The sequence below is a fragment of the Zhongshania aliphaticivorans genome (assembly GCF_001586255.1).
Lineage (GTDB): Bacteria > Pseudomonadota > Gammaproteobacteria > Pseudomonadales > Spongiibacteraceae > Spongiibacter > Spongiibacter aliphaticivorans.
In genome coordinates this window covers 2,768,046-2,788,367 of the sequence record NZ_CP014544.1, presented here as the reverse complement: position 1 = coordinate 2,788,367, position 20,322 = coordinate 2,768,046, and the positions used below count along the sequence as shown (strand labels likewise).

General features: G+C 50.7%; 23 protein-coding genes. 22 read left to right on the top strand and 1 reads right to left on the bottom strand.

Annotated elements, in window-relative coordinates; genetic code table 11:
• Positions 1-76 precede the first annotated feature (76 nt).
• The 21 genes from accA to AZF00_RS12315 all read left to right on the top strand — a co-directional run bounded on the left by accA (position 77) and on the right by AZF00_RS12315 (position 18,647).
• Positions 77-1,027: an acetyl-CoA carboxylase carboxyl transferase subunit alpha gene (accA, locus tag AZF00_RS12415; RefSeq protein WP_008248880.1), complete on the top strand. Its 951-nt coding sequence runs from the start codon at positions 77-79 to the stop codon at positions 1,025-1,027.
• Positions 1,028-1,064: 37 nt separating this feature from the next.
• Entirely contained in the window at positions 1,065-2,402 is a 1,338-nt protein-coding gene (gene tilS / locus AZF00_RS12410) for a tRNA lysidine(34) synthetase TilS (RefSeq protein ID WP_008248882.1), read from the top strand.
• A gap of 47 nt (positions 2,403-2,449) precedes the next feature.
• Positions 2,450-3,280 carry a tRNA (cytosine(32)/uridine(32)-2'-O)-methyltransferase TrmJ gene (gene trmJ, locus AZF00_RS12405; protein ID WP_008248885.1) on the top strand — a complete coding sequence of 277 codons (831 nt, stop codon included), beginning with the start codon at positions 2,450-2,452 and terminating at the stop codon, positions 3,278-3,280.
• Positions 3,281-3,391: 111 nt separating this feature from the next.
• Positions 3,392-3,868: a Fe-S cluster assembly transcription factor gene (locus AZF00_RS12400; RefSeq protein ID WP_040803085.1), complete on the top strand. Its 477-nt coding sequence runs from the start codon at positions 3,392-3,394 to the stop codon at positions 3,866-3,868.
• A gap of 48 nt (positions 3,869-3,916) precedes the next feature.
• The gene (locus AZF00_RS12395) at positions 3,917-5,131 is read left to right on the top strand and encodes an IscS subfamily cysteine desulfurase (RefSeq protein ID WP_008248892.1); all 1,215 of its coding nucleotides are present in this window, start codon (positions 3,917-3,919) and stop codon (positions 5,129-5,131) included.
• 26 nt (positions 5,132-5,157) lie between these two features.
• Positions 5,158-5,544 carry a Fe-S cluster assembly scaffold IscU gene (gene iscU, locus AZF00_RS12390; RefSeq protein WP_008248899.1) on the top strand — a complete coding sequence of 129 codons (387 nt, stop codon included), beginning with the start codon at positions 5,158-5,160 and terminating at the stop codon, positions 5,542-5,544.
• Between the two features lie 35 nt (positions 5,545-5,579).
• Positions 5,580-5,903, top strand: a complete 324-nt coding sequence (iscA, locus tag AZF00_RS12385; RefSeq protein ID WP_008248901.1) for an iron-sulfur cluster assembly protein IscA — start codon at positions 5,580-5,582, stop codon at positions 5,901-5,903.
• A gap of 24 nt (positions 5,904-5,927) precedes the next feature.
• Positions 5,928-6,467, top strand: coding sequence for a Fe-S protein assembly co-chaperone HscB (gene hscB, locus AZF00_RS12380; RefSeq protein WP_008248903.1), 540 nt, complete (start codon positions 5,928-5,930; stop codon positions 6,465-6,467).
• A 39-nt stretch (positions 6,468-6,506) separates the two neighbouring features.
• Positions 6,507-8,366, top strand: coding sequence for a Fe-S protein assembly chaperone HscA (hscA, locus tag AZF00_RS12375; RefSeq protein ID WP_008248904.1), 1,860 nt, complete (start codon positions 6,507-6,509; stop codon positions 8,364-8,366).
• A gap of 10 nt (positions 8,367-8,376) precedes the next feature.
• On the top strand, positions 8,377-8,715 hold the full coding sequence (gene fdx / locus AZF00_RS12370; protein WP_008248905.1) for an ISC system 2Fe-2S type ferredoxin: 339 nt from the start codon (positions 8,377-8,379) through the stop codon (positions 8,713-8,715).
• A gap of 36 nt (positions 8,716-8,751) precedes the next feature.
• The gene (gene iscX, locus AZF00_RS12365; protein WP_008248906.1) at positions 8,752-8,952 is read left to right on the top strand and encodes a Fe-S cluster assembly protein IscX; all 201 of its coding nucleotides are present in this window, start codon (positions 8,752-8,754) and stop codon (positions 8,950-8,952) included.
• 185 nt (positions 8,953-9,137) lie between these two features.
• Positions 9,138-9,566, top strand: coding sequence for a nucleoside-diphosphate kinase (gene ndk, locus AZF00_RS12360; protein WP_008248907.1), 429 nt, complete (start codon positions 9,138-9,140; stop codon positions 9,564-9,566).
• 30 nt (positions 9,567-9,596) lie between these two features.
• Positions 9,597-10,757, top strand: a complete 1,161-nt coding sequence (gene rlmN / locus AZF00_RS12355; protein WP_008248908.1) for a dual-specificity RNA methyltransferase RlmN — start codon at positions 9,597-9,599, stop codon at positions 10,755-10,757.
• Positions 10,758-10,778: 21 nt separating this feature from the next.
• The gene (gene pilW / locus AZF00_RS12350; RefSeq protein ID WP_008248915.1) at positions 10,779-11,591 is read left to right on the top strand and encodes a type IV pilus biogenesis/stability protein PilW; all 813 of its coding nucleotides are present in this window, start codon (positions 10,779-10,781) and stop codon (positions 11,589-11,591) included.
• A 10-nt stretch (positions 11,592-11,601) separates the two neighbouring features.
• Positions 11,602-12,393 (top strand): helix-turn-helix domain-containing protein, encoded by a 792-nt coding sequence (locus AZF00_RS12345; RefSeq protein WP_008248916.1) that lies wholly within the window; start codon positions 11,602-11,604, stop codon positions 12,391-12,393.
• Positions 12,390-13,502: a flavodoxin-dependent (E)-4-hydroxy-3-methylbut-2-enyl-diphosphate synthase gene (gene ispG / locus AZF00_RS12340; RefSeq protein WP_008248917.1), complete on the top strand. Its 1,113-nt coding sequence runs from the start codon at positions 12,390-12,392 to the stop codon at positions 13,500-13,502. The genes AZF00_RS12345 and ispG overlap by 4 nt, the downstream gene beginning before the upstream one ends.
• 53 nt (positions 13,503-13,555) lie before the next feature.
• Positions 13,556-14,842 (top strand): histidine--tRNA ligase, encoded by a 1,287-nt coding sequence (hisS, locus tag AZF00_RS12335; RefSeq protein ID WP_040803091.1) that lies wholly within the window; start codon positions 13,556-13,558, stop codon positions 14,840-14,842.
• Between the two features lie 42 nt (positions 14,843-14,884).
• Positions 14,885-15,562, top strand: a complete 678-nt coding sequence (locus tag AZF00_RS12330) for a YfgM family protein (protein ID WP_008248919.1) — start codon at positions 14,885-14,887, stop codon at positions 15,560-15,562.
• Positions 15,562-16,713, top strand: coding sequence for an outer membrane protein assembly factor BamB (gene bamB, locus AZF00_RS12325; RefSeq protein WP_008248920.1), 1,152 nt, complete (start codon positions 15,562-15,564; stop codon positions 16,711-16,713). Before AZF00_RS12330 ends, bamB begins: the two co-directional genes overlap by 1 nt.
• Positions 16,714-16,766: 53 nt before the next feature.
• Complete coding sequence (der, locus tag AZF00_RS12320) at positions 16,767-18,176, top strand: ribosome biogenesis GTPase Der (protein ID WP_008248921.1); 1,410 nt, start codon at positions 16,767-16,769, stop codon at positions 18,174-18,176.
• Between the two features lie 72 nt (positions 18,177-18,248).
• Positions 18,249-18,647, top strand: coding sequence for a group III truncated hemoglobin (locus tag AZF00_RS12315; RefSeq protein WP_008248922.1), 399 nt, complete (start codon positions 18,249-18,251; stop codon positions 18,645-18,647).
• Between the two features lie 95 nt (positions 18,648-18,742).
• Here the strand turns inward: AZF00_RS12315 and AZF00_RS12310 are convergent, their stop codons facing one another.
• A complete protein-coding gene (locus AZF00_RS12310) occupies positions 18,743-19,144 on the bottom strand; it encodes a YbaN family protein (RefSeq protein ID WP_008248923.1) in 402 nt (133 codons plus the stop codon).
• A gap of 199 nt (positions 19,145-19,343) precedes the next feature.
• Here AZF00_RS12310 and AZF00_RS19630 point away from each other — a divergent pair, with 199 nt between their 5' ends.
• Complete coding sequence (locus AZF00_RS19630; RefSeq protein ID WP_008248924.1) at positions 19,344-20,321, top strand: Zn-ribbon domain-containing OB-fold protein; 978 nt, start codon at positions 19,344-19,346, stop codon at positions 20,319-20,321.
• Position 20,322: the final 1 nt, after the last annotated feature.

Genomic DNA, 20,322 nt, shown 5'->3' with positions numbered 1-20,322 from the left:
CACACTATTAAATGAGCCTATTTACCTTTTGGATAGTTATAGGCTTCACTGACGACAACAAGTGAATAAGTGAGCGATGAATCCCAATTATCTTGATTTTGAACAACCCATTGCGGAGCTGGAAGCCAAGATTGAAGAGCTTCAGTTAGTTGGCAGCGATAATGACCTGAATATTAGTGAAGAAATCGCTAAACTTCGGGAAAAAAGCAGCAAGTTAACCGAAAAGATTTTTTCCAATCTCACGCCTTGGAATGTCGTTAAAATAGCGCGGCACCCCATGCGGCCTTATGCATTGGATTATATTCGCCGAATTTTTACCGATTTTGACGAATTACACGGTGATCGTCATTTTGGTGATGATGCCGCCATTGTTGGTGGTATTGGTAAAATCAACGGTATGCCCGTCATGGTGATCGGCCAAGAAAAGGGCCGAGGCGTTACCGAGAAGGTTAAACGCAATTTTGGTATGCCCAAGCCCGAGGGTTATCGCAAAGCCCTGCGTCTAATGCAGCTGGCTGAACGTTATAAACTACCTATTGTGACCTTAATTGACACCCCTGGAGCTTATCCGGGTATCGACAGTGAAGAGCGTGGTATCAGTGAGGCCATCGCGCAAAACTTGGCGGTAATGTCGCGGTTAAAAACCCCAATAGTGTGTGTTGTTATTGGTGAGGGTAGCTCTGGTGGCGCCTTGGGTATTGGCGTAGGCGATCATATTGCCATGCTGCAATACTCAACCTACTTTGTTATTTCCCCAGAAGGCTGTGCCAATATTATTTGGAAGAGCACCGAGTTTGCGCCTGATGCGGCTGAAGCAATGGGCTTGACCTCAACGATTCTCGAAGAGTTGGGCATTGTTGATGCGACTATTCCTGAGCCTCAAGGTGGTGCGCACCGCGATATCGACAGCAGTGCCGAGCGGGTTCGCGAACATCTGCTTACCCAGATCAAGCGTCTTCAGGCTCTGCCTGAAAAAGAGCTGTTAGATATTCGCTATGACCGTCTGATGTCCTACGGCACCAGCTGATTAAGGCGGTAACGTAGTGGGGGGCGGGGAGTCGGCAATGGCAGAACTGCTGCCCCTCATCAAAAAATCACTCGCGCCGTATTTAACTCGGCGAGTTTGGTGGCTAGCCTTTAGTGGCGGCTTAGATTCTCAGGTTTTACTGCATTTAGTTTGGCGTTTGCGCGAGCTGGCGCACTCCAGCGATACCTCCTTTCCAGAAATTCGTGCTATTCACGTTGATCACCAATTGCAGGCTGCATCGACGGCCTGGGCTGAGCAATGTGAGCAGCAGTGTGTCGCTTATAATATTCCGTTTACCCTAAACGTGGTGAATGTTGAGGGGCGACGTCGCGGTATAGAGGACTTGGCGAGGGATGCCCGTTACCGAGCGTTCGAAGCGGCGTTAGGCGCCGGGGATTTATTATTACTGGCGCATCACCTTGATGATCAAGCTGAAACGCTATTGCTGCGCTTGCTTCGCGGTGCAGGGGTGACAGGTTTAGCTGCAATGCCGGTTAGGCGCGTCCTCGGTGCGGGTGAGCTGTATCGGCCGCTGCTGTCGACTTCGCGTTCCGAGCTTGAAGCTTATGCGGCGGCTCAGAAGTTATCCTGGGTCGACGACCCCAGCAACCTCGATACGCATTACCGCCGTAATTTTCTGCGCCAGCAAGTCTTGCCCCGGCTCACCCGGCACTGGCCGGATTACCGTCAAAGTTTTGGCCGAGCGGCGGCTTTGCAGGCAGAAACTGCCCAGCTCTTGCATGGCTATATTAGCCAAGATCTAGCCAATTTGGGTGCAGAAGATGGCTCGCTGAACTTACAGAAGTTGGCGGCGCTACCAGAAATTCGCCAGCGCGCGATCCTTCGGCAATTTATTATTAATCGCAGTGAGCTAGCGCTGTCATCGGCCCAGCTGGGGACGATAGTTGAGCAATTTCTTTGCGCGGGTGACGACCGTCAGCCGCAATTTCGTTTGGCTGCCGGTGTGTTGTTGCGCGCCTATAATCAGCAGTTGTTTTGTGAGCTAGGTGCGGTCGAAGCGCCAAGCTTGCTGCCGGATGAATTGGAGTGGAACTTACCCGGCGAGCTGCTTATTCCCGGAATAGGTCGCTTATTTGCAACGCCAGGTGGATCCTTTATGCCTCGTGGCTCGGTGTCGATACGGTTTCGCCGCGGTGGCGAGCGCTGTCGTTTGGCGGGCCACGCCCATCGCCGGCCGCTTAAAAAGCTCCTGCAAGAGTGGCGCTTGCCGCCCTGGCAGCGCGAGGTGCTGCCGCTAATCTATTGTGGAGGCGAACTGGCGGCGGTTGCCGACTTGGCTGTTTGTGAAGGTTTTAGTGCAGCAGTGGGCGAGGAAGGCTGGAAGATCCAGTGGGTGCCGGAGACGCTGACCTAATCGCTCGGGTCTGCTAGAATGCGCAGCTCGTAAAAAGAGCGCCAGCCATGACTACTGTAGAACAATCCGCTGTAAATCCTCTAGACAATATCCGCATTGTGCTGGTGAATACCTCCCACCCCGGCAATATTGGCGCAGTTGCCCGCGCCATGAAAAATATGTGCCTGAGTCAGCTGTATCTAGTTGAACCTCGTAAATACCCCCACGATGAAGCGACCTGGCGCGCCGCGAGTGCCGATGATGTATTGAATTCGGCGGTGGTGTGCGAGACCCTGGATGAGGCGATTGCCGATTGTCAGTTGGTAATTGGCACCAGTGCCAGAGAGCGCACTGTGCCGTGGCCGCTACTTGACCCGAGGCACTGTATGGAGCGGGGTTACGCGGAGGCCGCGGCTGGGCATAAAATTGCGCTCGTGTTTGGACGTGAAGACCGGGGCTTAACTAATGAAGAGCTGCAGCGCTGTAACTTGCACGTGCATATTCCGGCTAATCCAGAATACAGCTCCCTTAATATAGCGATGGCAGTGCAGGTTTTGGCCTACGAAGTGCGCATGCAGCACCTCAGTGGTGAGCTTAATAATAATGATATGGCCGACTGGGACGTGCCCGTGGCTGGGGCTCAAGACTTAGAGCGCTATTTAGTTCATCTTGAGGAAACCTTGCGGGATATTAATTTTTTACGTCCAGAAGCACCTAAGAAGCTAATGACTCGCCTGCGTCGTCTTTATCAGCGTACTCGGCTCGATGAAATGGAAGTGAATATTTTGCGAGGCATCTTAACGTCTACCCAGTACTGGGTGCGTAAAGCTAAAGCCGATGAGTCTGCAGAGGCTGACGGTACTGCGGCGCCTAATAGTGGTGTTGATAGAGCAGAGTGATTATAATCGCCGCTCCCGCGCGTTTTAAACCCTACTAAATTCCTCGGCTATATAGTTGACCATTTTGCTAGGTTATTGCATAATTGCACCGTAGATTAAACGGGTATAGCTATGCGATTGACGACAAAAGGACGCTATGCCGTTACAGCGATGCTGGATTTGGCGCTGTACGGCGACCGAGGTCCCATAAGTTTGGCTGATGTCTCTAGTCGGCAGGACATTTCCCTGTCCTATCTGGAGCAGCTATTTGCGAAATTGCGCCGCAAAGAACTGGTTTCCAGCAGTCGTGGCCCAGGTGGTGGTTATCGCCTAAGTCGCCCCAGTGAAGAAATTTTCGTTGCCGATATTATTGATGCGGTCGATGAGCGGGTGGACGCCACGGGTTGTGCCGGCAGCAGCGATTGTCAGGATGGGCACACCTGCTTAACCCATAATTTGTGGACTGATTTAAGTGATCAGATCCACCATTTTTTAAGCGATATCAGCTTGGCGAGTTTGGTTGAGCGGCGCGATGTGCAATCGGTTTCGGCGCGTCAGTTACAAAAGGCGCGCAATGCGCAGTCAATTATTCTGACTGCGGTAGATTAGTTATTAGCTCGGTGCTGAGGTAGTCACACCGAGATTTTGGAGAAGTGTATGCAATTGCCGATTTATTTAGATTACTCTGCAACCACACCGGTTGATCCTCGTGTGGCTGAGCAGATGATGGCTTGTTTGACCACGACCGGTACCTTTGGTAACCCGGCCTCACGCTCGCATATGTTTGGTTGGAAGGCGGAAGAAGCCGTTGAGAATGCCCGTCGCCAAGTGGCCGACCTGCTCAATGCTGATCCGCGTGAAATTGTTTGGACCTCCGGTGCTACCGAGTCAAACAACCTTGCGATCAAAGGTGCTGCGCACTTTTACAGTAAAAAAGGTAAGCACATTATTACCTCCAAAATCGAGCATAAAGCGGTGCTTGATACCTGTCGCCAATTAGAGCGCGAAGGTTTTGAGGTTACCTATTTAGACCCAACTGAAAAAGGTTTAATTACCGCTGAGGCGATTTCGGCAGCTTTGCGCGACGACACAGTTTTGGTCAGCATAATGCACGCCAATAATGAAATTGGCACCATTAATGATGTCGCCGCGATTGGCGAAGTATGTCGTGCCAATGGCGTAGTGTTTCACGTTGATGCGGCGCAGACAGCGGGTAAGGTTGTTATTGATATGGCGACCATGAAGATCGACTTGTTGTCGATGTCGGCTCATAAAATGTATGGTCCCAAAGGGGTTGGTGCATTGTATGTGAGCCGCAAGCCGCGCATTCGCCTAGAGGCGCAAATGCACGGTGGTGGCCACGAGCGCGGCATGCGTTCAGGTACTTTGCCAACCCATCAAATTGTGGGTATGGGTGCAGCCTGTCAACTCGGCCGCTTAGAAATGGCCAAAGATGCTGAGCATGCTTTAGCATTGCGTAATCAGTTTTGGGACGGCCTAAAAGACATGGAACAGGTATTTGTAAACGGTGATTTTGAGCAGCGTTTACCAGGTAACCTCAACGTAAGCTTGGCCTTTGTTGAAGGTGAATCACTGATTATGTCGCTGAAAGATTTGGCAGTGTCATCGGGCTCAGCCTGTACTTCGGCAAGCTTGGAGCCGTCTTATGTGCTGCGTGCGCTGGGCTTGAACGACGAGTTGGCGCACAGTTCACTGCGTTTCTCTTTTGGCCGCTTTACCACGGCAGAAGAAGTTGACTACGCGATTAAGCAGGTACGCGCAGCAGTGGAAAAATTACGGGAATTGTCGCCTCTGTGGGATATGTACCAAGACGGCGTCGATTTAGACAGTATTGTATGGGCAGCTCACTAAGCTGTTCAGATTGAGAGGACGAGATCATGGCCTATAGCGAAAAAGTACTCGATCATTACGAGAATCCACGTAACGTCGGTAAGTTTGACGACAGCGCGGATGAAATCGGCACCGGTATGGTCGGCGCGCCGGCTTGCGGTGACGTAATGCGTCTGCAAATCAAGGTAAATGAACAGGGCATTATTGAAGATGCCAAGTTTAAAACCTACGGTTGCGGCTCGGCAATTGCGTCTAGCTCGCTACTCACTGAGTGGGTTAAGGGCAAGACCCTTGACGAGGCGGCGCAAATTAAAAACACCGAAATTGCCCAAGAATTGGCGCTGCCACCAGTGAAAATTCACTGTTCAGTCTTGGCAGAAGATGCGATTAAGGCTGCGGTTGCTGACTACCGTCAGAAACGAACCGTATCCTGATTTGATCGCTCGCATTAGATATTAGGGGAGAGTGCATGCCAGTTTCAGTAAGCAGTGCAGCAGCTAGTCACATTAAAAAGCAAATGCTCGGCCGTGGCCGGGGTTTGGGAATTCGCATTGGTGTGCGGACTTCCGGCTGCTCCGGTATGGCCTATGTATTGGAGTTTGTCGACGAACCTCAAGCCGAAGATCAGGTTTTTGAAAAAGACGGCGCTGCGGTGTATATCGACCCTAAAAGCATGGTTTATTTAGACGGCACCGAATTGGACTTTGTTAAAGAAGGTCTCAATGAAGGCTTGAAATTTAACAACCCCAATGTGTCGGCTGAGTGTGGCTGCGGTGAGAGCTTCACCGTCTAGCGGCCTGCTGGCTGGCCAATACCTATGTCTGTATTTAATCCCCAAGAAAATTACTTTGCGCTGTTGGCGGTGCCTCAGGCCTATGAGCTTGATATCTCGGCCCTGACCAGCAGTTATCGCGCGCTGCAGCGCGAGGCGCACCCCGATCGTTTTGCCAGTGGCTCCGAGCGTGATTTGCGCATGGCGGTGCAACAGTCCTCGTTTATCAATGAAGCATACGAAACCTTGGTGTCGCCCACGCGGCGGGCTGCCTATTTGCTGAAATTGGCGGGCGTGAACAGTGATATGTCCTCGACTACTTTTCAGGATCCGGAGTTTTTGATGCAGCAAATGCAGCTCCGTGAAGAGCTGTCAGAATTACAGGATGCAAAAGATCCTGAGCAAGCGCTAGATGTATTTTATCGCGACCTTGATCAGGCGGCGAAGAGTCAGAAAGAGGCTTTTTCGCAAGCGTATAATCAACAGCAGTTCGATTTGGCTTTGGCGGCTTACGCCAAGCTCCAGTTTTTAGAAAAACTGCGCAGCGAAGCTGAACTGAAAGAGAGCGAATTGCTCGACTACTGATAAAAGGCGTGAAAATCGCCGGGAGTTCAGAAACCACTTATGGCCTTGATGCAAATATCAGAACCTGGACAAACCCCTGAACCGCACCAGCGTAAGCTGGCGGTGGGAATTGATCTGGGAACCACCAATTCGCTGGTTGCCAGTGTCCGCAATGCCCACGCAGATACCTTGGCAGACCTCGGTGGCGAGCATCTATTGCCGTCGGCTGTGTATTACGCTGAGACCGGAGAAACCTTAGTGGGCGCGGCTGCCTTGGCCGGCGCAAGTGCCGACCCGAGTAATACCCTGATGTCCGTAAAGCGCTTTATGGGGCGCTCCTTTGCTGATTGCGCGGCGGCTTCCGGGGCAAAAATGCTGCCTTATGAATTGCTGGATCAGGGGCAGGATATGGTCAAAATTCGCACTCGTGCTGGTGATATATCGCCGGTGCAAGTGTCGGCAGAAATTTTAAGGAGTCTCGCCGCTCGGGCGGAAGAGACGCTCGGTGGCGAACTGACGGGTGCGGTTATTACCGTACCTGCATACTTTGACGACGCTCAGCGTCAAGCCACTAAAGACGCTGCTAAAATTGCCGGAATTCATGTCTTGCGGCTGCTCAATGAGCCAACTGCCGCGGCAGTGGCTTACGGCCTTGATCAGCAAGATGAAATGGCGATTGCGGTATTTGATTTGGGTGGCGGAACCTTCGATATTTCGGTGTTGCAGCTCACCAAAGGTGTGTTTGAAGTGCTGTCTACCGGCGGCGATTCTGCTTTGGGCGGCGATGATTTCGATCATGCGATTGCCGACTGGTTTGTTGCTGCAACAGGTTTAGAAAATCTCGACATGTTTCAGCAGCGCAGCTTATTAACTGCTGCACGTCAGGCTAAGGAAGCCTTAAGTGATGCGGAAACTGTAAACGTGGTGTTAGGCGATTTGAATCAAAGCCTTAGCCGCGAGCAGTTTAATAGCTTGGTTGACCCCTTGATCGACACGGCGATTCGCGCCTGCAAGCGCGCGCTGCGCGATGCCAAATTGCGCAGCGAAGACATCGCCAATGTGGTGATGGTCGGCGGCTCCACGCGGGTGCCCCGCGTGCGCGAGCGGGTAGCGCAGTGGTTTGGTCGCGAGCCCTTGGTCGATTTAGACCCTGACCGGGTTGTTGCTTTGGGTGCGGCCCTGCAGGCGGATCAATTGGTGGGGAATCGCAGTGGCGACGAAATGTTGCTGCTCGATGTGATCCCGTTGTCCTTGGGTATCGAGACCATGGGCGGCCTGACGGAGAAGGTAATTCACCGTAACACCACAATTCCCGTGGCGATGGCGCAGGAATTTACCACGTTTAAAGACGGTCAAACCGCCATGGCCATTCATGTGGTGCAAGGCGAGCGCGAGTTGGTTGAAGATTGCCGCTCGCTGGCGCGCTTTGAGTTGCAGGGTATACCGCCTATGGTGGCGGGCGCGGCCCGGATCAAAGTAAAGTTTCAGGTTGATGCCGACGGTTTGTTACAGGTGTTTGCCACCGAAGAGAGTACTGGGGTCGAAAGCCATATTGCGGTGAAGCCTGCTTATGGTTTGAATGACACCGATATTGCCGACATGCTCAAGTCTTCCTGGGAAGCGGCGGCAGACGACAAAGACGCCCGCGCTCTGCGTGAGCAGCAAATTGAAGCGGACTCTTTATTACAGGCTTTGTCAGCGGCGCTGTTGCAAGACGGCGAAGCCATGCTTAGCGAGGCGGAGCAGCAGGATTTATTGGCTAAAATGGAAACTCTGCACCACGAGCGTGAGCAGGGCACTGTGGCCAGTATTGCCAAGCATATTGAAATCGTTGGCAAGGCCAGTGAGTTGTTTGCCGAGCGGCGTATGGACGCCAGTATTAACCAAGCACTCGCCGGCCGGCGAGTAGACGAATTGTAAGGATGTCACGATGCCGCGCATCATAGTATTGCCAAACGAAGCACTGTGCCCTGAGGGCGACGTAATTGAAGCCACCAGTGGCGAAACCATTTGCGATGTTATGCTCGCCAATGGCATACACATCGAGCATGCCTGCGAGAAATCCTGTGCCTGCACGACCTGCCATGTCATTGTTCGCGAGGGTATAGAGTCGCTGAATGAGGCCGACGAGCTTGAAGAAGATATGTTAGATAAGGCCTGGGGCTTAGAGCCGGATTCGCGTCTCAGCTGTCAGGCTGTGGTAACCGATCGCGACTTGGTGGTCGAGATTCCTCGCTACACGATTAACATGGTGTCTGAACAACATTAATGGCCCGCAGGGCGTGTGCTTAAAGAGAGGCTGGGTATGGGCTTAAAGTGGACAGATGTACTGGATATTGGGATTGAGTTGGCAGAGAAATTCCCCGATGTTGATCCAACTTACGTTAATTTCGTCGATTTGCGGCAATGGGTGATTGAGCTCGACGATTTTGATGATGACCCAAAGCGCAGCGGTGAAAAAGTGCTTGAAGCGATTCAAACCGCGTGGCTCGACGAGCAAGATTAAGTTTAAAGGCGACGGCGTAGGGTTAATTCCGGTAGAAAAACCATTCTGGGCCGAAACCCATGCCATATCCCGCTGTCTGAGCCTCACTCGCGTACCTATTTGACTCTAATACGCGTATAATTCGACGATTTTTCGCGCCGGGTAAATTACCCGTTGTTATTGTTCTACTTTTTGGAGAAAGACCGATGGGCGTTCAACGCACCCTTTCCATAGCCAAGCCTGATGCTGTTAGCAAAAACGTTATTGGTGAAATTTACAGCCGTTTTGAAAAAGCCGGTTTACGTATTGTTGCAGCGAAAATGCTGCGTTTAAGCCGCGATCAAGCTGAAGGCTTCTATGCTGAGCACAAAGGTCGTCCTTTCTTCCCAGCGCTGATTGATTTCATGACTTCTGGTCCTGTAACTGTGCAAGTTCTGGAAGGCGAAGGCGCGGTATTGAAAAATCGCGATCTGATGGGGGCAACCAACCCTAAAGAAGCCGCTGCGGGCACTATCCGCGCTGATTTCGCTGAATCTATTGATGCCAATGCGGTACATGGTTCTGACTCAGAAGAATCTGCAGCGCGGGAAATCGCGTTCTTTTTCGCTACCAGTGAGCTGTGCGACCGCGTTTAATTAGGTTCACACTCATTGCAGGGCACGATAATGGCATCAGAAAATCAAACCGAAATCACCGAACTTGTGCAGCAGCCCCGAGTAAATTTACTCGGCATGTCACGCAAGAATATGGAGGCTTACCTCAGCTCTATCGGTGAAAAGCCATTTCGTGCCCAGCAGATCCTCAAGTGGATACACCACTCGGGGATCGACAATTTTGATGAGATGACCAATCTCGGCAAACCCTTGCGGGCCAAGCTTCAGGAGCTTGCCGAGATTCGTCCTCCCACGGTGGTTAAACAACTCGACTCTATCGACGGAACCCGTAAATGGGCGGTAGAAGTGGGTGGTAATAACCTTGTTGAGGCTGTTTTAATTCCCGACGGCCAACGCGGCACCCTATGTGTGTCCTCTCAGGTTGGCTGTAGTCTGGATTGCAGCTTTTGCGCAACGGGCAAACAGGGCTTTATGCGCGACCTTACTGCCGCCGAAATTATCGGTCAGGTGTGGTTGGCGATTAAATCCTATGACGGCTTTAATAATGGCAATAAGCGCATCGTGACTAATGTGGTCATGATGGGTATGGGTGAGCCGCTGCTGAATTTCGACAATGTGGTCGAAGCGATGAGCTTGATGCTCGACGACTTCGGTTATGGTTTGTCAAAGCGCCGGGTAACCCTCAGCACCTCTGGTGTGGTGCCCATGTTGGATAAGCTCGGGGATGTGTCGACTGTGTCGCTGGCCATTTCACTACACGCGCCCAATGACGAATTGCGCAGCCAGTTAGTGCCTATTAACAAAAAATACCCCATTGCCGAATTACTTGCAGCAAGTAAGCGCTATATTGCTAAACAAGATGATACCCATCGTGTTGTGACCATTGAATACACTTTGATTGCAGGTGTTAACGACGGTGTCGAGCATGCCAAAGAGTTGGCCGAGGTGTTGCGAGACTTGCCGTGCAAAGTTAATTTAATCCCCTTTAATCCGTTTTCGCTGTCGAACTATAAGCGTCCAAGCAATAATGCGGTGAATCGTTTTTGGCTGGTGATGACCGAGGCGGGTTATGTAACGACCGTGCGGACCCCGCGGGGCGATGATATTGACGCCGCCTGTGGCCAATTAGCCGGTCAGGTTCAAGATCGCACCAAACGCAGTGAGCGTCATCGCCAAAAGGCAGAGCTAGCGCAGCCAATTCGTCTAGTTTAAATTTTTAAGGGAGCGTACTGCATGTCGTGGTTAAGAATAAAAGGCATCACCGTATTAGCCCGGGTCTTGTTTGTCGTGGTCGCTACAGCATCGATACATGGCTGTGTAACGACCAAAAATGGAGGCTTCGCCTCTAAAAAAGACGAACAAAAGGCCTTTGATACATCTCTTCAGCTGGCACGGAATTATATTTCCCAGGGCAACTGGAATCAGGCCAAGCGACATTTGCAGTATGTCGAAGAAAAAGACAAAAACAACCCGGAAACATTAGAAGCCTTAGCGCTGGTATTTCAGAATACCGGCGAGCTCGAAATGGCAGAAAAATACTATCAGCGCTCAATTGCCACGGCGCCGAAAGTGTCTCGGGTTCGCAATAATTACGCGGCTTTTTTGTATGCGCGAGGTCGTTATGCAGAAGCGGCGAGCCAGCTCGAGATAGTGGTGCAGGAATTGCTCTACGAAAAACGGGTTGAGGCGTTTGTCAATCTCGGCCGCTGCTATATGCAGTTGAACGAACTGCCAAAAGCTGAGGAAGCATTCAAGCGCGCGTTTTTGATGCAGGGTGACGACGCCAATGTCCTGATGTCCTTAGCCGAAGTGTATTTTCGTATGGGCCGTTTTGCCGAAGCCCAGCGCTATTACGATGCGTTTCGCACTAAAAATGTCAATCAATCAGCGAGTGCGCTGTGGTTAGGGATCCGCCTTGCCGATAAATTTGATGACAAAAATACCCATGCGAGTTTTGCGCTGGCACTCAAGAATTTATACCCTAAGTCTGAAGAGTACCTATTGTATAAAGCGTATATGCAGCAGGGTAACAGTGAAAGCCGTTAAGGAATCTTAAATGCCGGGAAAAGATGATTACTACCCGGGGCCACCGGGTTCAGTTTTACATGATGCGCGGATGAGCGCAGGTAAGTCTGTGCTCGAAACGGCCGAAGCGTTAAATCTACTTAATAGCTATGTAGAGGCGCTAGAAAACAATGATTACTCGCGGTTTAACTCACCGCTGTTTGCGCGCGGTTATATTAAAAGTTACGCCCGCTATATGGGCTTAGATGAAGAGCCCCTGCTAAAAGATTGTGACCGAATTTGTCGGCGCGAAGAAGATAACAAAGACCAGACACCCACTCGTCCACAAGGTATTGCTAAGGCGCCGGGTAATGCGCCGCTGATATCAGCCTTGCTGATATCAATATTTTTGTGGTGTGTAGCAATATGGGTGTTTGGTGGTAAGCCCGAGCCGGAGTTGGCTATAAATGTCTTGGCTGAGCGCTTTGCCCCCCTAAGCGCAATTAAGGTTGAGCCCTCGTTGGGTGAAGTGCTATTGGGGTCTGAAGGTGACGAGCTCAGTGTCGAGACGCCCATTTCTCAGCACAGTGGTCCTGCTCAGGCCGCGGAATTGAAGTTTGAGTTTGTCGAGGCAGTTTGGTTAGAACTGCGTGATTTTCAAAATAATATTGTGGTGAGCGGCGTACAGGAAAAAGGCGAAAAATTGCGTTTTGATGTTCAGGGTCCCGTCACGATCAGTTTAGCGTATTGGCCTGCTGTAATTAGTGAATATAACGGCCAGAAAATTGAGTTGAAGTCTTTGGTAAATAGTAACGCAGTGCGTGTACAGGTAGGTGAATTATGAAAATGGCCTCTCCGATAAAACGTCGAGTTTCTCGGCAGATTCATATCGGTAATGTCGCCGTGGGTGGCGATGCGCCGATATCTGTGCAGAGCATGACTAACACCGAAACCTGTGATGTCGCCGCCACTGTGGCGCAAATTAAGCGCTTAGAAGCCGCCTGTGCCGATATCGTGCGGGTCTCAGTGCCCAGCATGGAAGCTGCTGAAGCGTTTCGTGAAATACGCAAGCAAGTGTCGGTACCCTTGGTTGCCGATATCCACTTTGACCATAAAATTGCAATTAAGGTTGCCGAATACGGTGTGGATTGCCTGCGGATTAATCCGGGTAATATCGGCCGCGAAGACCGAGTGCGCGCAGTTATTGATGCTGCCAAATACCACAATATTCCGATTCGCATCGGAGTGAATGCCGGTTCTTTAGAAAAAGAATTGCAGCGTAAATACGGTGAACCAACGCCAGAGGCTTTGGTGGAATCCGCCATGCGCCATATCGATATTCTCGATAAGTTGGACTTTCAAAATTTTAAACTCAGCGTAAAGGCCTCTGATGTGTTTATGGCTGTTGCGGCCTACCGTCAAATTGCGGCACAAATTGATCAGCCACTGCACTTGGGCATTACCGAGGCAGGTGGTTTACGCGGTGGTACGGTTAAGTCGGCGGTAGGCTTGGGTTTACTGCTGATGGACGGCATTGGCGACACGATTCGTGTGTCACTGGCAGCTGACCCAGTTGAAGAAGTCAAAGTCGGCTACGAGATTCTTAAAAGCCTGAAACTGCGTACTAAAGGCATCAATTTTATTGCCTGTCCGAGCTGCTCGCGCCAGAATTTTGATGTTATTAGCACCATGAATGAACTGGAAGCACGCCTTGATGACGTGACCATTCCCCTTGATGTGGCGGTCATTGGCTGTATCGTCAACGGTCCGGGTGAGGCGAAAGAAGCCGAGATCGGTTTGACTGGCGGCACGCCTAATAATTTAGTCTATGTGGCGGGTAAGCCTGACCACAAAGTGAAGAACGAAGGCTTGGTGGATCATCTCGAAAAATTGATTCGGGAAAAGATTGCCGTTAAAGCCGAACAGGAAAAAGACCTTATAGCGCGCAGCTAAGGCTTTTCACATTTATTTAGCAGTGCTGCAGCAGCGGCAAACAGGAATCAGTTTTGGCACGTATACAATCGATTAGGGGCATGAACGATATTCTGCCCACAGAAACGCCACTGTGGCAGTATCTGGAAAGCCGCATTCGCGATGTGCTTAGCCGCTATGGCTATAGTGAAATTCGCTTTCCTATCGTAGAGCATACCGAGCTTTTCAAACGCTCTATTGGTGAAGTGACCGATATCGTTGAAAAGGAAATGTATACCTTTGAAGACCGCAATGGCGATAGTTTAACCCTACGCCCTGAAGGTACAGCCAGCTGCGTGCGTGCCTGCGATCAGAATGGCCTGTTGCACAATCAGCTACAACGGCTTTGGTATGCCGGTCCAATGTTTCGCCATGAGCGCCCGCAAAAGGGCCGTTTGCGCCAGTTTCATCAGGTTGGCGTAGAGACCTTTGGCATGACAGGGCCAGATATTGATGCTGAGTTGATTCTGCTTAGCGCGCGTTTGTGGCGAGAACTCGGTATTAGTGATGCCCTGACCTTAGAGCTAAACAGTATTGGTAATGCAGAGTCGCGTGCCAATTATCGGCAAGCCTTGGTCGACTATTTATCTGGCTTTAAAGACGACCTAGACGAAGATAGCTTGCGCCGTCTTGGCAGCAATCCACTGCGTATACTCGATACCAAAGACCCCAAGACCCGCGAAATCTTGGGGGCCGCGCCGGTGTTGGCCGATTACCTTGATGCGGTCTCTAAAGCCCATTTTGACGGTTTGTGCGCGCGTCTTGACGCTGCAGGAGTGCCCTATAAGCTCAATCCGCAGTTAGTGCGCGGACTGGATTATTATGGCCTGACAGTGTTTGAATGGACCACTGACAAACTCGGCGCGCAGGGCACCGTATGTGCTGGTGGCCGTTACGACGGCTTGGTTGAACAGTTGGGCGGCAAGCCAACCCCGGCGGTGGGCTTTGCGATGGGTATTGAGCGCCTGTGTTTATTGCTAGAAACCCTCGCGGTAGCACCAGCCATGCCAGCCTTGGCCGATGTTTTTATCGTTTCTGTTGGTGACAGTGCCGAAATTGCGGCCTTAAGTCTTGCTGAAGCGATTCGCACTGCGATACCAACTGCGCGAGTATTAATTAATTGCGGTGGCGGAAGTTTTAAAAGCCAGTTTAAAAAGGCAGATAAAAGTGGTGCAGCGCTGGCGATTGTACTAGGTGAAGATGAGCTGGCGCAGGGGCACGCGGCTGTAAAATCACTGCGCGATAGCCAAAGTGAACAACAGTTTGTGGCTTTGGCCGAATTGCCTGATTATATTGGTAAACATTTTTTTACTAAGTTTTAACATACTATTTTAAGGCACTGCCTACGTCGGAGAGGAAGTTAAGTGGAAACGTTTCGTACAGAAGAAGAACAAGTCGAAGCCATTAAAAGATGGTGGCAGGAAAACGGTAAATCGACGGTTTTCGGTATTGCTCTAGCATTGGCCATTGTTTTTGGATGGAAGGGTTGGCAGGGGCATGTCAAAGATCAGGGCGCCGAAGCCTCCGCTATTTTCGACAATTTAATGATTGCTGACGCGGCAGTACAGCGCGACGGCACTAGTCGTAATACGGCAGAGCATTTGGCCAATACCTTAAAAGACCAGTACGGCAATTTGAGCTATGGCCAGTTTGCGGCTCTATATAAAGCAAAATACGCAGTACAAGATGGCGAGTATGACGCGGCGGCCAGTGAGTTGGAATGGGTGCTGGATCAAGGTCCGGAGCCCGTATTAATGGCGCAGACGCAGCTGCGTTTGGCGCAAGTGCGCTTTGCACTTGACGACTATGCCGCGGCTTTAGCTTTGTTAGAAGATGTTGCCAGCAGCGGTTACGCCGCTCAGGCCGCCGAACTACGCGGTGATATTTTGTTTGCTCAGGGCGACAAGCCTGGCGCATTAAGTGCGTATCAGCAGGCTAAAGTTCTGGCGCGGGAGCAGGAAGTGCCGAGCAATAACGCGTTGCTAGATTTGAAAATCAGCGACTTAAGCGTTGCCGCTACTACTGAAAAAGGAACTAACTAATGGTTTTTATTCGTAAGCTCAGCCTTGTACTGGCTACGCTGATGGTCGTTGCCTGTGCTTCCGACCCGACCAGTCGTGAGCCCGCTAGGCTCACTGATTTTCAAGCCGAGAAAAAACTGAAAGAAGCTTGGTCTTATTCCCTAGGTGACGGCCAAGCTGAGGCTTACCATAGAATTACCCCGGTAATTGATGGAGAGGAAATCTTTATTGCCTCATCCAATGGCAAGATTGCTGCGCTAAATAAAGTAACTGGCAAAAAAATCTGGAAAAAATCCCACGATTTAAGGATCTCGGGCGGCATTGGTGTGTCGGGCACTATGTTGTTCGTCGGCACCTCTGACGGTGAAGTGGTGGCTTTGGATCGTCTGACAGGCCAAATAATTTGGACGACACCCGTTAATAGCGAAGTGCTAAGTGCGCCGCAAAGTGACGGCGACGTTGTCGTTGCTCAAACCTACAGTGGTGAAGTTCACGCTTTTAGTATTAGCGACGGCAAGCCCCTTTGGAATTATATATCACAAGTACCGCGCCTTACTTTGCGTGGTACTAGCACCCCTAAAATTGTGCGCGGCGTGGTTATGGTTGGCTTTGCCAACGGCCGCGTAGTGGCTTTTGACATCGAAAATGGCGCAGTGCGCTGGGAGCAGCGAATCTCTGTTCCTCAGGGCAGCACAGAAATTGAGCGTTTAGTTGATGTCGACGGCCGTTTATTAGTCTTGGAAGACGACCAAACAGTCATTGCCACAGGCTACCAAGGTCAGATTATGGCAATCGATATTGGCAGTGGTCGGCCGCTTTGGGGCAAAGAAACCTCAAGCTATGTTGGTGCGGCAAGCGCCTTAGGTAATATTTATGTCGTTGCAGCCGACGGCAGTGTGAACGCCCTTGATGGCAATGGCCAGGGTGCACGCTGGACTCAAACGGTGTTGGCTCGTCGCGAGTTAACCGAGCCCGTGGCCTTTGACGGTGCGATTGGCGTAGGTGACTTTGAAGGCTATTTACATATGTTAGCCCAGGTTGATGGCCATTTAATTGCGCGCACCCGAGTTGATAGCGACGGTCTACGTGCACCCATGATTGCAGACGGTAAATTATTGTACGTTTACGGAAATAGCGGTGAGCTTGCTGCTTATAAACTGCAAGACCTTTAATTCTTTTGATTAGTTTTATACCGGCTTAGCGCCGAGCAGAGTTGTAAAATATTATGGTTCCAGTAATCGCCTTGGTAGGCCGACCCAATGTTGGCAAATCAACTCTGTTTAACCGGCTAACAAAAAGCCGCGATGCATTGGTGGCAAATTTTCCCGGTCTCACCCGTGACCGCAAATACGGTGAGGCCAGCCATGGTAGTCGTCGCTATATTGTGATCGACACGGGCGGTATTAACGGCGATGAAGAAGGCATAGACGGACCTATGGCCCAGCAGTCTATGCAGGCCATCGATGAAGCCGATGCAGTATTGCTGATGTTGGATTCTCGCGCTGGCTTAATGCCGGCCGACGAAGGTTTAATCAAGCACCTGCGCAGCTGCTCCAAGCCCGTGTTCTTTGTTGCGAATAAGGTCGACGGCGTAGATGCCGAAGTGGCCAAAGCGGAGTTTTACAAAACCGGCGCGGAGCACATCTACCCGCTAACGGCTACCCAGGGCAAAGGCGTGCGGGCCTTAATGGACGACGTGCTTGCCAAGTTTCCTCAAGAGGCCGAAGACAAGCAAGCGTCATTGGCCACCGGTAAAAAAATTGCGATAGTCGGTCGGCCAAATGTGGGTAAATCTACCTTGGTTAACCGCATGTTGGGTGAAGATCGGGTGGTGGTTTACGACCAGCCGGGTACGACCCGCGACAGTGTTTATATTAACTATGAACGCGAAGGCGAAGACTACACCCTGATCGATACGGCGGGTATTCGCAAGCGCAAGCATATTTCCGAAGCGGTAGAGAAATTCTCTATTGTTAAAACACTGAAGGCGATAGATGACGCGCATGTTGTCATTCTGGTGATGGACGGTCGTGAGAGTATCGTCGATCAAGATTTACACTTACTCGGCCAGGTGGTGGATTCTGGGCGTGCGGTGGTGGTTGCCATCAATAAGTGGGACGGCCTCACCGCCGATCAGAAAAATCATATAAAAAGTGAATTAGATCGTCGTTTACAATTTATTGATTTTGCCGAGATTCACTTCATTTCGGCATTGCACGGTACCGGTGTCGGTCATTTGTATGAGTCGGTTGAGAAGGCCTATGAATCGGCTACTCGACAATTACAAACCCGTATGCTCACCACCATATTAGAAGGTGCGGTTCACGGTCACTCGCCGCCAATGATTAATGGCCGCCGTATTAAACTGCGTTATGCCCACCCCGGTGGTCAGAATCCGCCAATTATAGTTATTCACGGCAATCAGACTGAAAAAGTCCCTGGCAGTTATACGCGTTACTTGGAGAAGGTATTCCGTCGTGAATTGAAGATGATGGGTACGCCAATCAAAATTGAGTATAAGACCTCGGAAAATCCCTTTGAAGGCAAGAAAAATGTGCTGACAAAGCGGCAAGTAGAGCACAAACAACGCTTGAAGAAATTTACCGAGAAGAAGTCGAGCAAGAAGAAAAAATAAGGTATTTGGCTATTGGTGAATTGCATTAGAGGCTTAAGCTGCGAATCTTATGCCTCTATGTCTATCTAAATTATGATGTCTGATTCCACTACTAATACTCCCAAGCCTGATCTCGATAGTCCCGAACATATTGCGGCTTTTGTCGATGCTTTCTATGCGCGTCTACTTGCCGACGCGAGATTAGCCCCTATCTTTACTGATGTGGCGAATATCGACATCAGTGAACACTTTCCCCGTATTCAAGCGTACTGGCAAAAGCTGCTATTAGGCGATAATGAATACCAACGCCATACGATGAATATTCATCGGCAGTTACATGATAAAAAGGCCTTACAGGCCAGTGATTTCGATCAGTGGCTGCACTATTTTATCGCGACGGCTGATGAGAACTTTAGCGGTGAAAAAACCGAGCGCGCCAAGCGAGTTGCCAGTAGCATTGCGGCGAATATGGCTAAGGCTTTGGACGTCTGACGTCGCAGGTCTGGCAGGAAGGCCTTTACGTCCGACGTCCGACCTCAGACACCCGACGCTTTTAGCGTCTTCCGTCCAGCGTCCCGCAGCCACCGTCACTCCTGGGGCTCGGGCAGCCTAACAATATAAATAGAGACCGCAGCGGCAATCACCATCATCGTTACTGAAACCCACATAATCTTCACGATTAAAAATGCGCTACTCAAAATCATAATCCACAGCATACAGAGTATGAGTACTTTAATGCGTCGTGGAATTCCCTGTCCGTCTAAAAAATAACAAATATACCGGCCCCACCAGGGATGCTCCGTCAGCCAAACATAAAAACGCGGTGAGCTGCGTAAAAAACAGGCGGCGCTGAGCAATAAAAAAGGCGATGTCGGCACCACCGGCAGTAGCAAACCAATCATACCTAACACAAAGGAAATCCAGCCTATGCTGAACAGCGCATAGCGAACAATGGGGTTGCGGTGTTGGTATGGGGCTTTCGGCGGCATTGTCGGTCCTATAAGAAGCGGCTGGGCATGATCGTTTTTGTCAGCGACTTGATCAGCAGCGACATTGTCTGATTTTGGCGGCCCAGAGATACTCCTTACAGAATATCTCATTCTGGGCGACGCTGTTGTAACAATCGTTTTGTTAACAATTAAGGCGCGCCTTGGAATTTACCGTATTTAACTGTGAAGGAGAAATCAGATGGCTGCATCGGCTGAAGTGCTTAGCCAGGCCTTTACCCTCGGGTACACGTATACCCGTTCGACAGGGCCTATTGTCGGTCAGTTCCTGACCTCATTGCGCAATCGCAAAATGGTGGGTATTAAAGCTAGCGATGGCAAGGTACTCATGCCTCCGGTGGAGTTCGATCCAGTCAGTGCTGCAGCCTTGACTGAATTTGTCGATCTTCCCGACAGTGGTGTGGTCAAGACCTGGTGCTGGGTTAGTCATCCTCGCAAAGCTCACCCTAGTGATAAGCCTTTTGCTTGGGCAATGATCCAGCTTGATGGTGCCGATACCCCCATGCTGCATTGGGTCGACGCCGGTGAAGAAGCGGCAATGAGCACGGGCATGCGCGTTAAAGTGCGCTGGGCCGAAGAGACCAAGGGGTTGATGGGCGATATCAACGGTTTTGTGCCTGAGGCCGTGGCCTTATTGGGCGAATTAAAACCGAATGACGCAACTGACACCATCACCGGTATGGAAGCGCCTATTTATCTTACCTATAACTTTACGGCAGGCAAGGCGACGGCCCTGTATTTGCACTCAGTTAAAAAAGGCCAGTTGGTAGGTCAGCGTTGCCCTAATTGCCGCAATGTCTATATTCCACCGCGCGGCTCTTGTGCGGCCTGCGGCGTGCCCACAGTAGAAGAAGTGGTGCTGGGCAATAAGGCAACGGTTGAGTCTTTCACCATTGTTTATATCCCAATTCCTGGCAACCCTATCAAACCTCCTTACGTTATTGCCAACCTCGTTTTGGATGGCGCTAATTTAAGCTTCCTGCATTTGCTTAGCGAATGTAAAAACGAAGATGTGCGCATTGGTATGCGGGTCGAGGCGGTGTGGAAGCCCGAGGAAGAGTGGGGTTATGCCATGGAAAATATTAAATATTTCAAACCGATTGATGAGCCAGATATGGCGGTTAGTGAAATCGGTAAATTAATCGACGGGGGCAAATAAG

Bases quoted from the DNA above. Each gene is read 5' to 3' on its own strand.
- fdx (WP_008248905.1), top strand. From the start codon at position 8,377: ATGCCGCGCATCATAGTATTGCCAAACGAAGCACTGTGCCCTGAGGGC.
- iscU (WP_008248899.1), top strand. From the start codon at position 5,158: ATGGCCTATAGCGAAAAAGTACTCGATCATTACGAGAATCCACGTAAC.
- ndk (WP_008248907.1), top strand. From the start codon at position 9,138: ATGGGCGTTCAACGCACCCTTTCCATAGCCAAGCCTGATGCTGTTAGC.
- AZF00_RS12345 (WP_008248916.1), top strand. From the start codon at position 11,602: ATGCCGGGAAAAGATGATTACTACCCGGGGCCACCGGGTTCAGTTTTA.
- rlmN (WP_008248908.1), top strand. From the start codon at position 9,597: ATGGCATCAGAAAATCAAACCGAAATCACCGAACTTGTGCAGCAGCCC.
- hscB (WP_008248903.1), top strand. From the start codon at position 5,928: ATGTCTGTATTTAATCCCCAAGAAAATTACTTTGCGCTGTTGGCGGTG.
- AZF00_RS12315 (WP_008248922.1), top strand. From the start codon at position 18,249: ATGATGTCTGATTCCACTACTAATACTCCCAAGCCTGATCTCGATAGT.
- AZF00_RS12395 (WP_008248892.1), top strand. From the start codon at position 3,917: ATGCAATTGCCGATTTATTTAGATTACTCTGCAACCACACCGGTTGAT.
- iscX (WP_008248906.1), top strand. From the start codon at position 8,752: ATGGGCTTAAAGTGGACAGATGTACTGGATATTGGGATTGAGTTGGCA.
- hscA (WP_008248904.1), top strand. From the start codon at position 6,507: ATGGCCTTGATGCAAATATCAGAACCTGGACAAACCCCTGAACCGCAC.
- tilS (WP_008248882.1), top strand. From the start codon at position 1,065: ATGGCAGAACTGCTGCCCCTCATCAAAAAATCACTCGCGCCGTATTTA.
- AZF00_RS19630 (WP_008248924.1), top strand. From the start codon at position 19,344: ATGGCTGCATCGGCTGAAGTGCTTAGCCAGGCCTTTACCCTCGGGTAC.
- pilW (WP_008248915.1), top strand. From the start codon at position 10,779: ATGTCGTGGTTAAGAATAAAAGGCATCACCGTATTAGCCCGGGTCTTG.
- der (WP_008248921.1), top strand. From the start codon at position 16,767: ATGGTTCCAGTAATCGCCTTGGTAGGCCGACCCAATGTTGGCAAATCA.
- accA (WP_008248880.1), top strand. From the start codon at position 77: ATGAATCCCAATTATCTTGATTTTGAACAACCCATTGCGGAGCTGGAA.
- bamB (WP_008248920.1), top strand. From the start codon at position 15,562: ATGGTTTTTATTCGTAAGCTCAGCCTTGTACTGGCTACGCTGATGGTC.
- trmJ (WP_008248885.1), top strand. From the start codon at position 2,450: ATGACTACTGTAGAACAATCCGCTGTAAATCCTCTAGACAATATCCGC.
- AZF00_RS12310 (WP_008248923.1), bottom strand. From the start codon at position 19,144: ATGCCGCCGAAAGCCCCATACCAACACCGCAACCCCATTGTTCGCTAT.
- ispG (WP_008248917.1), top strand. From the start codon at position 12,390: ATGAAAATGGCCTCTCCGATAAAACGTCGAGTTTCTCGGCAGATTCAT.
- iscA (WP_008248901.1), top strand. From the start codon at position 5,580: ATGCCAGTTTCAGTAAGCAGTGCAGCAGCTAGTCACATTAAAAAGCAA.
- AZF00_RS12400 (WP_040803085.1), top strand. From the start codon at position 3,392: ATGCGATTGACGACAAAAGGACGCTATGCCGTTACAGCGATGCTGGAT.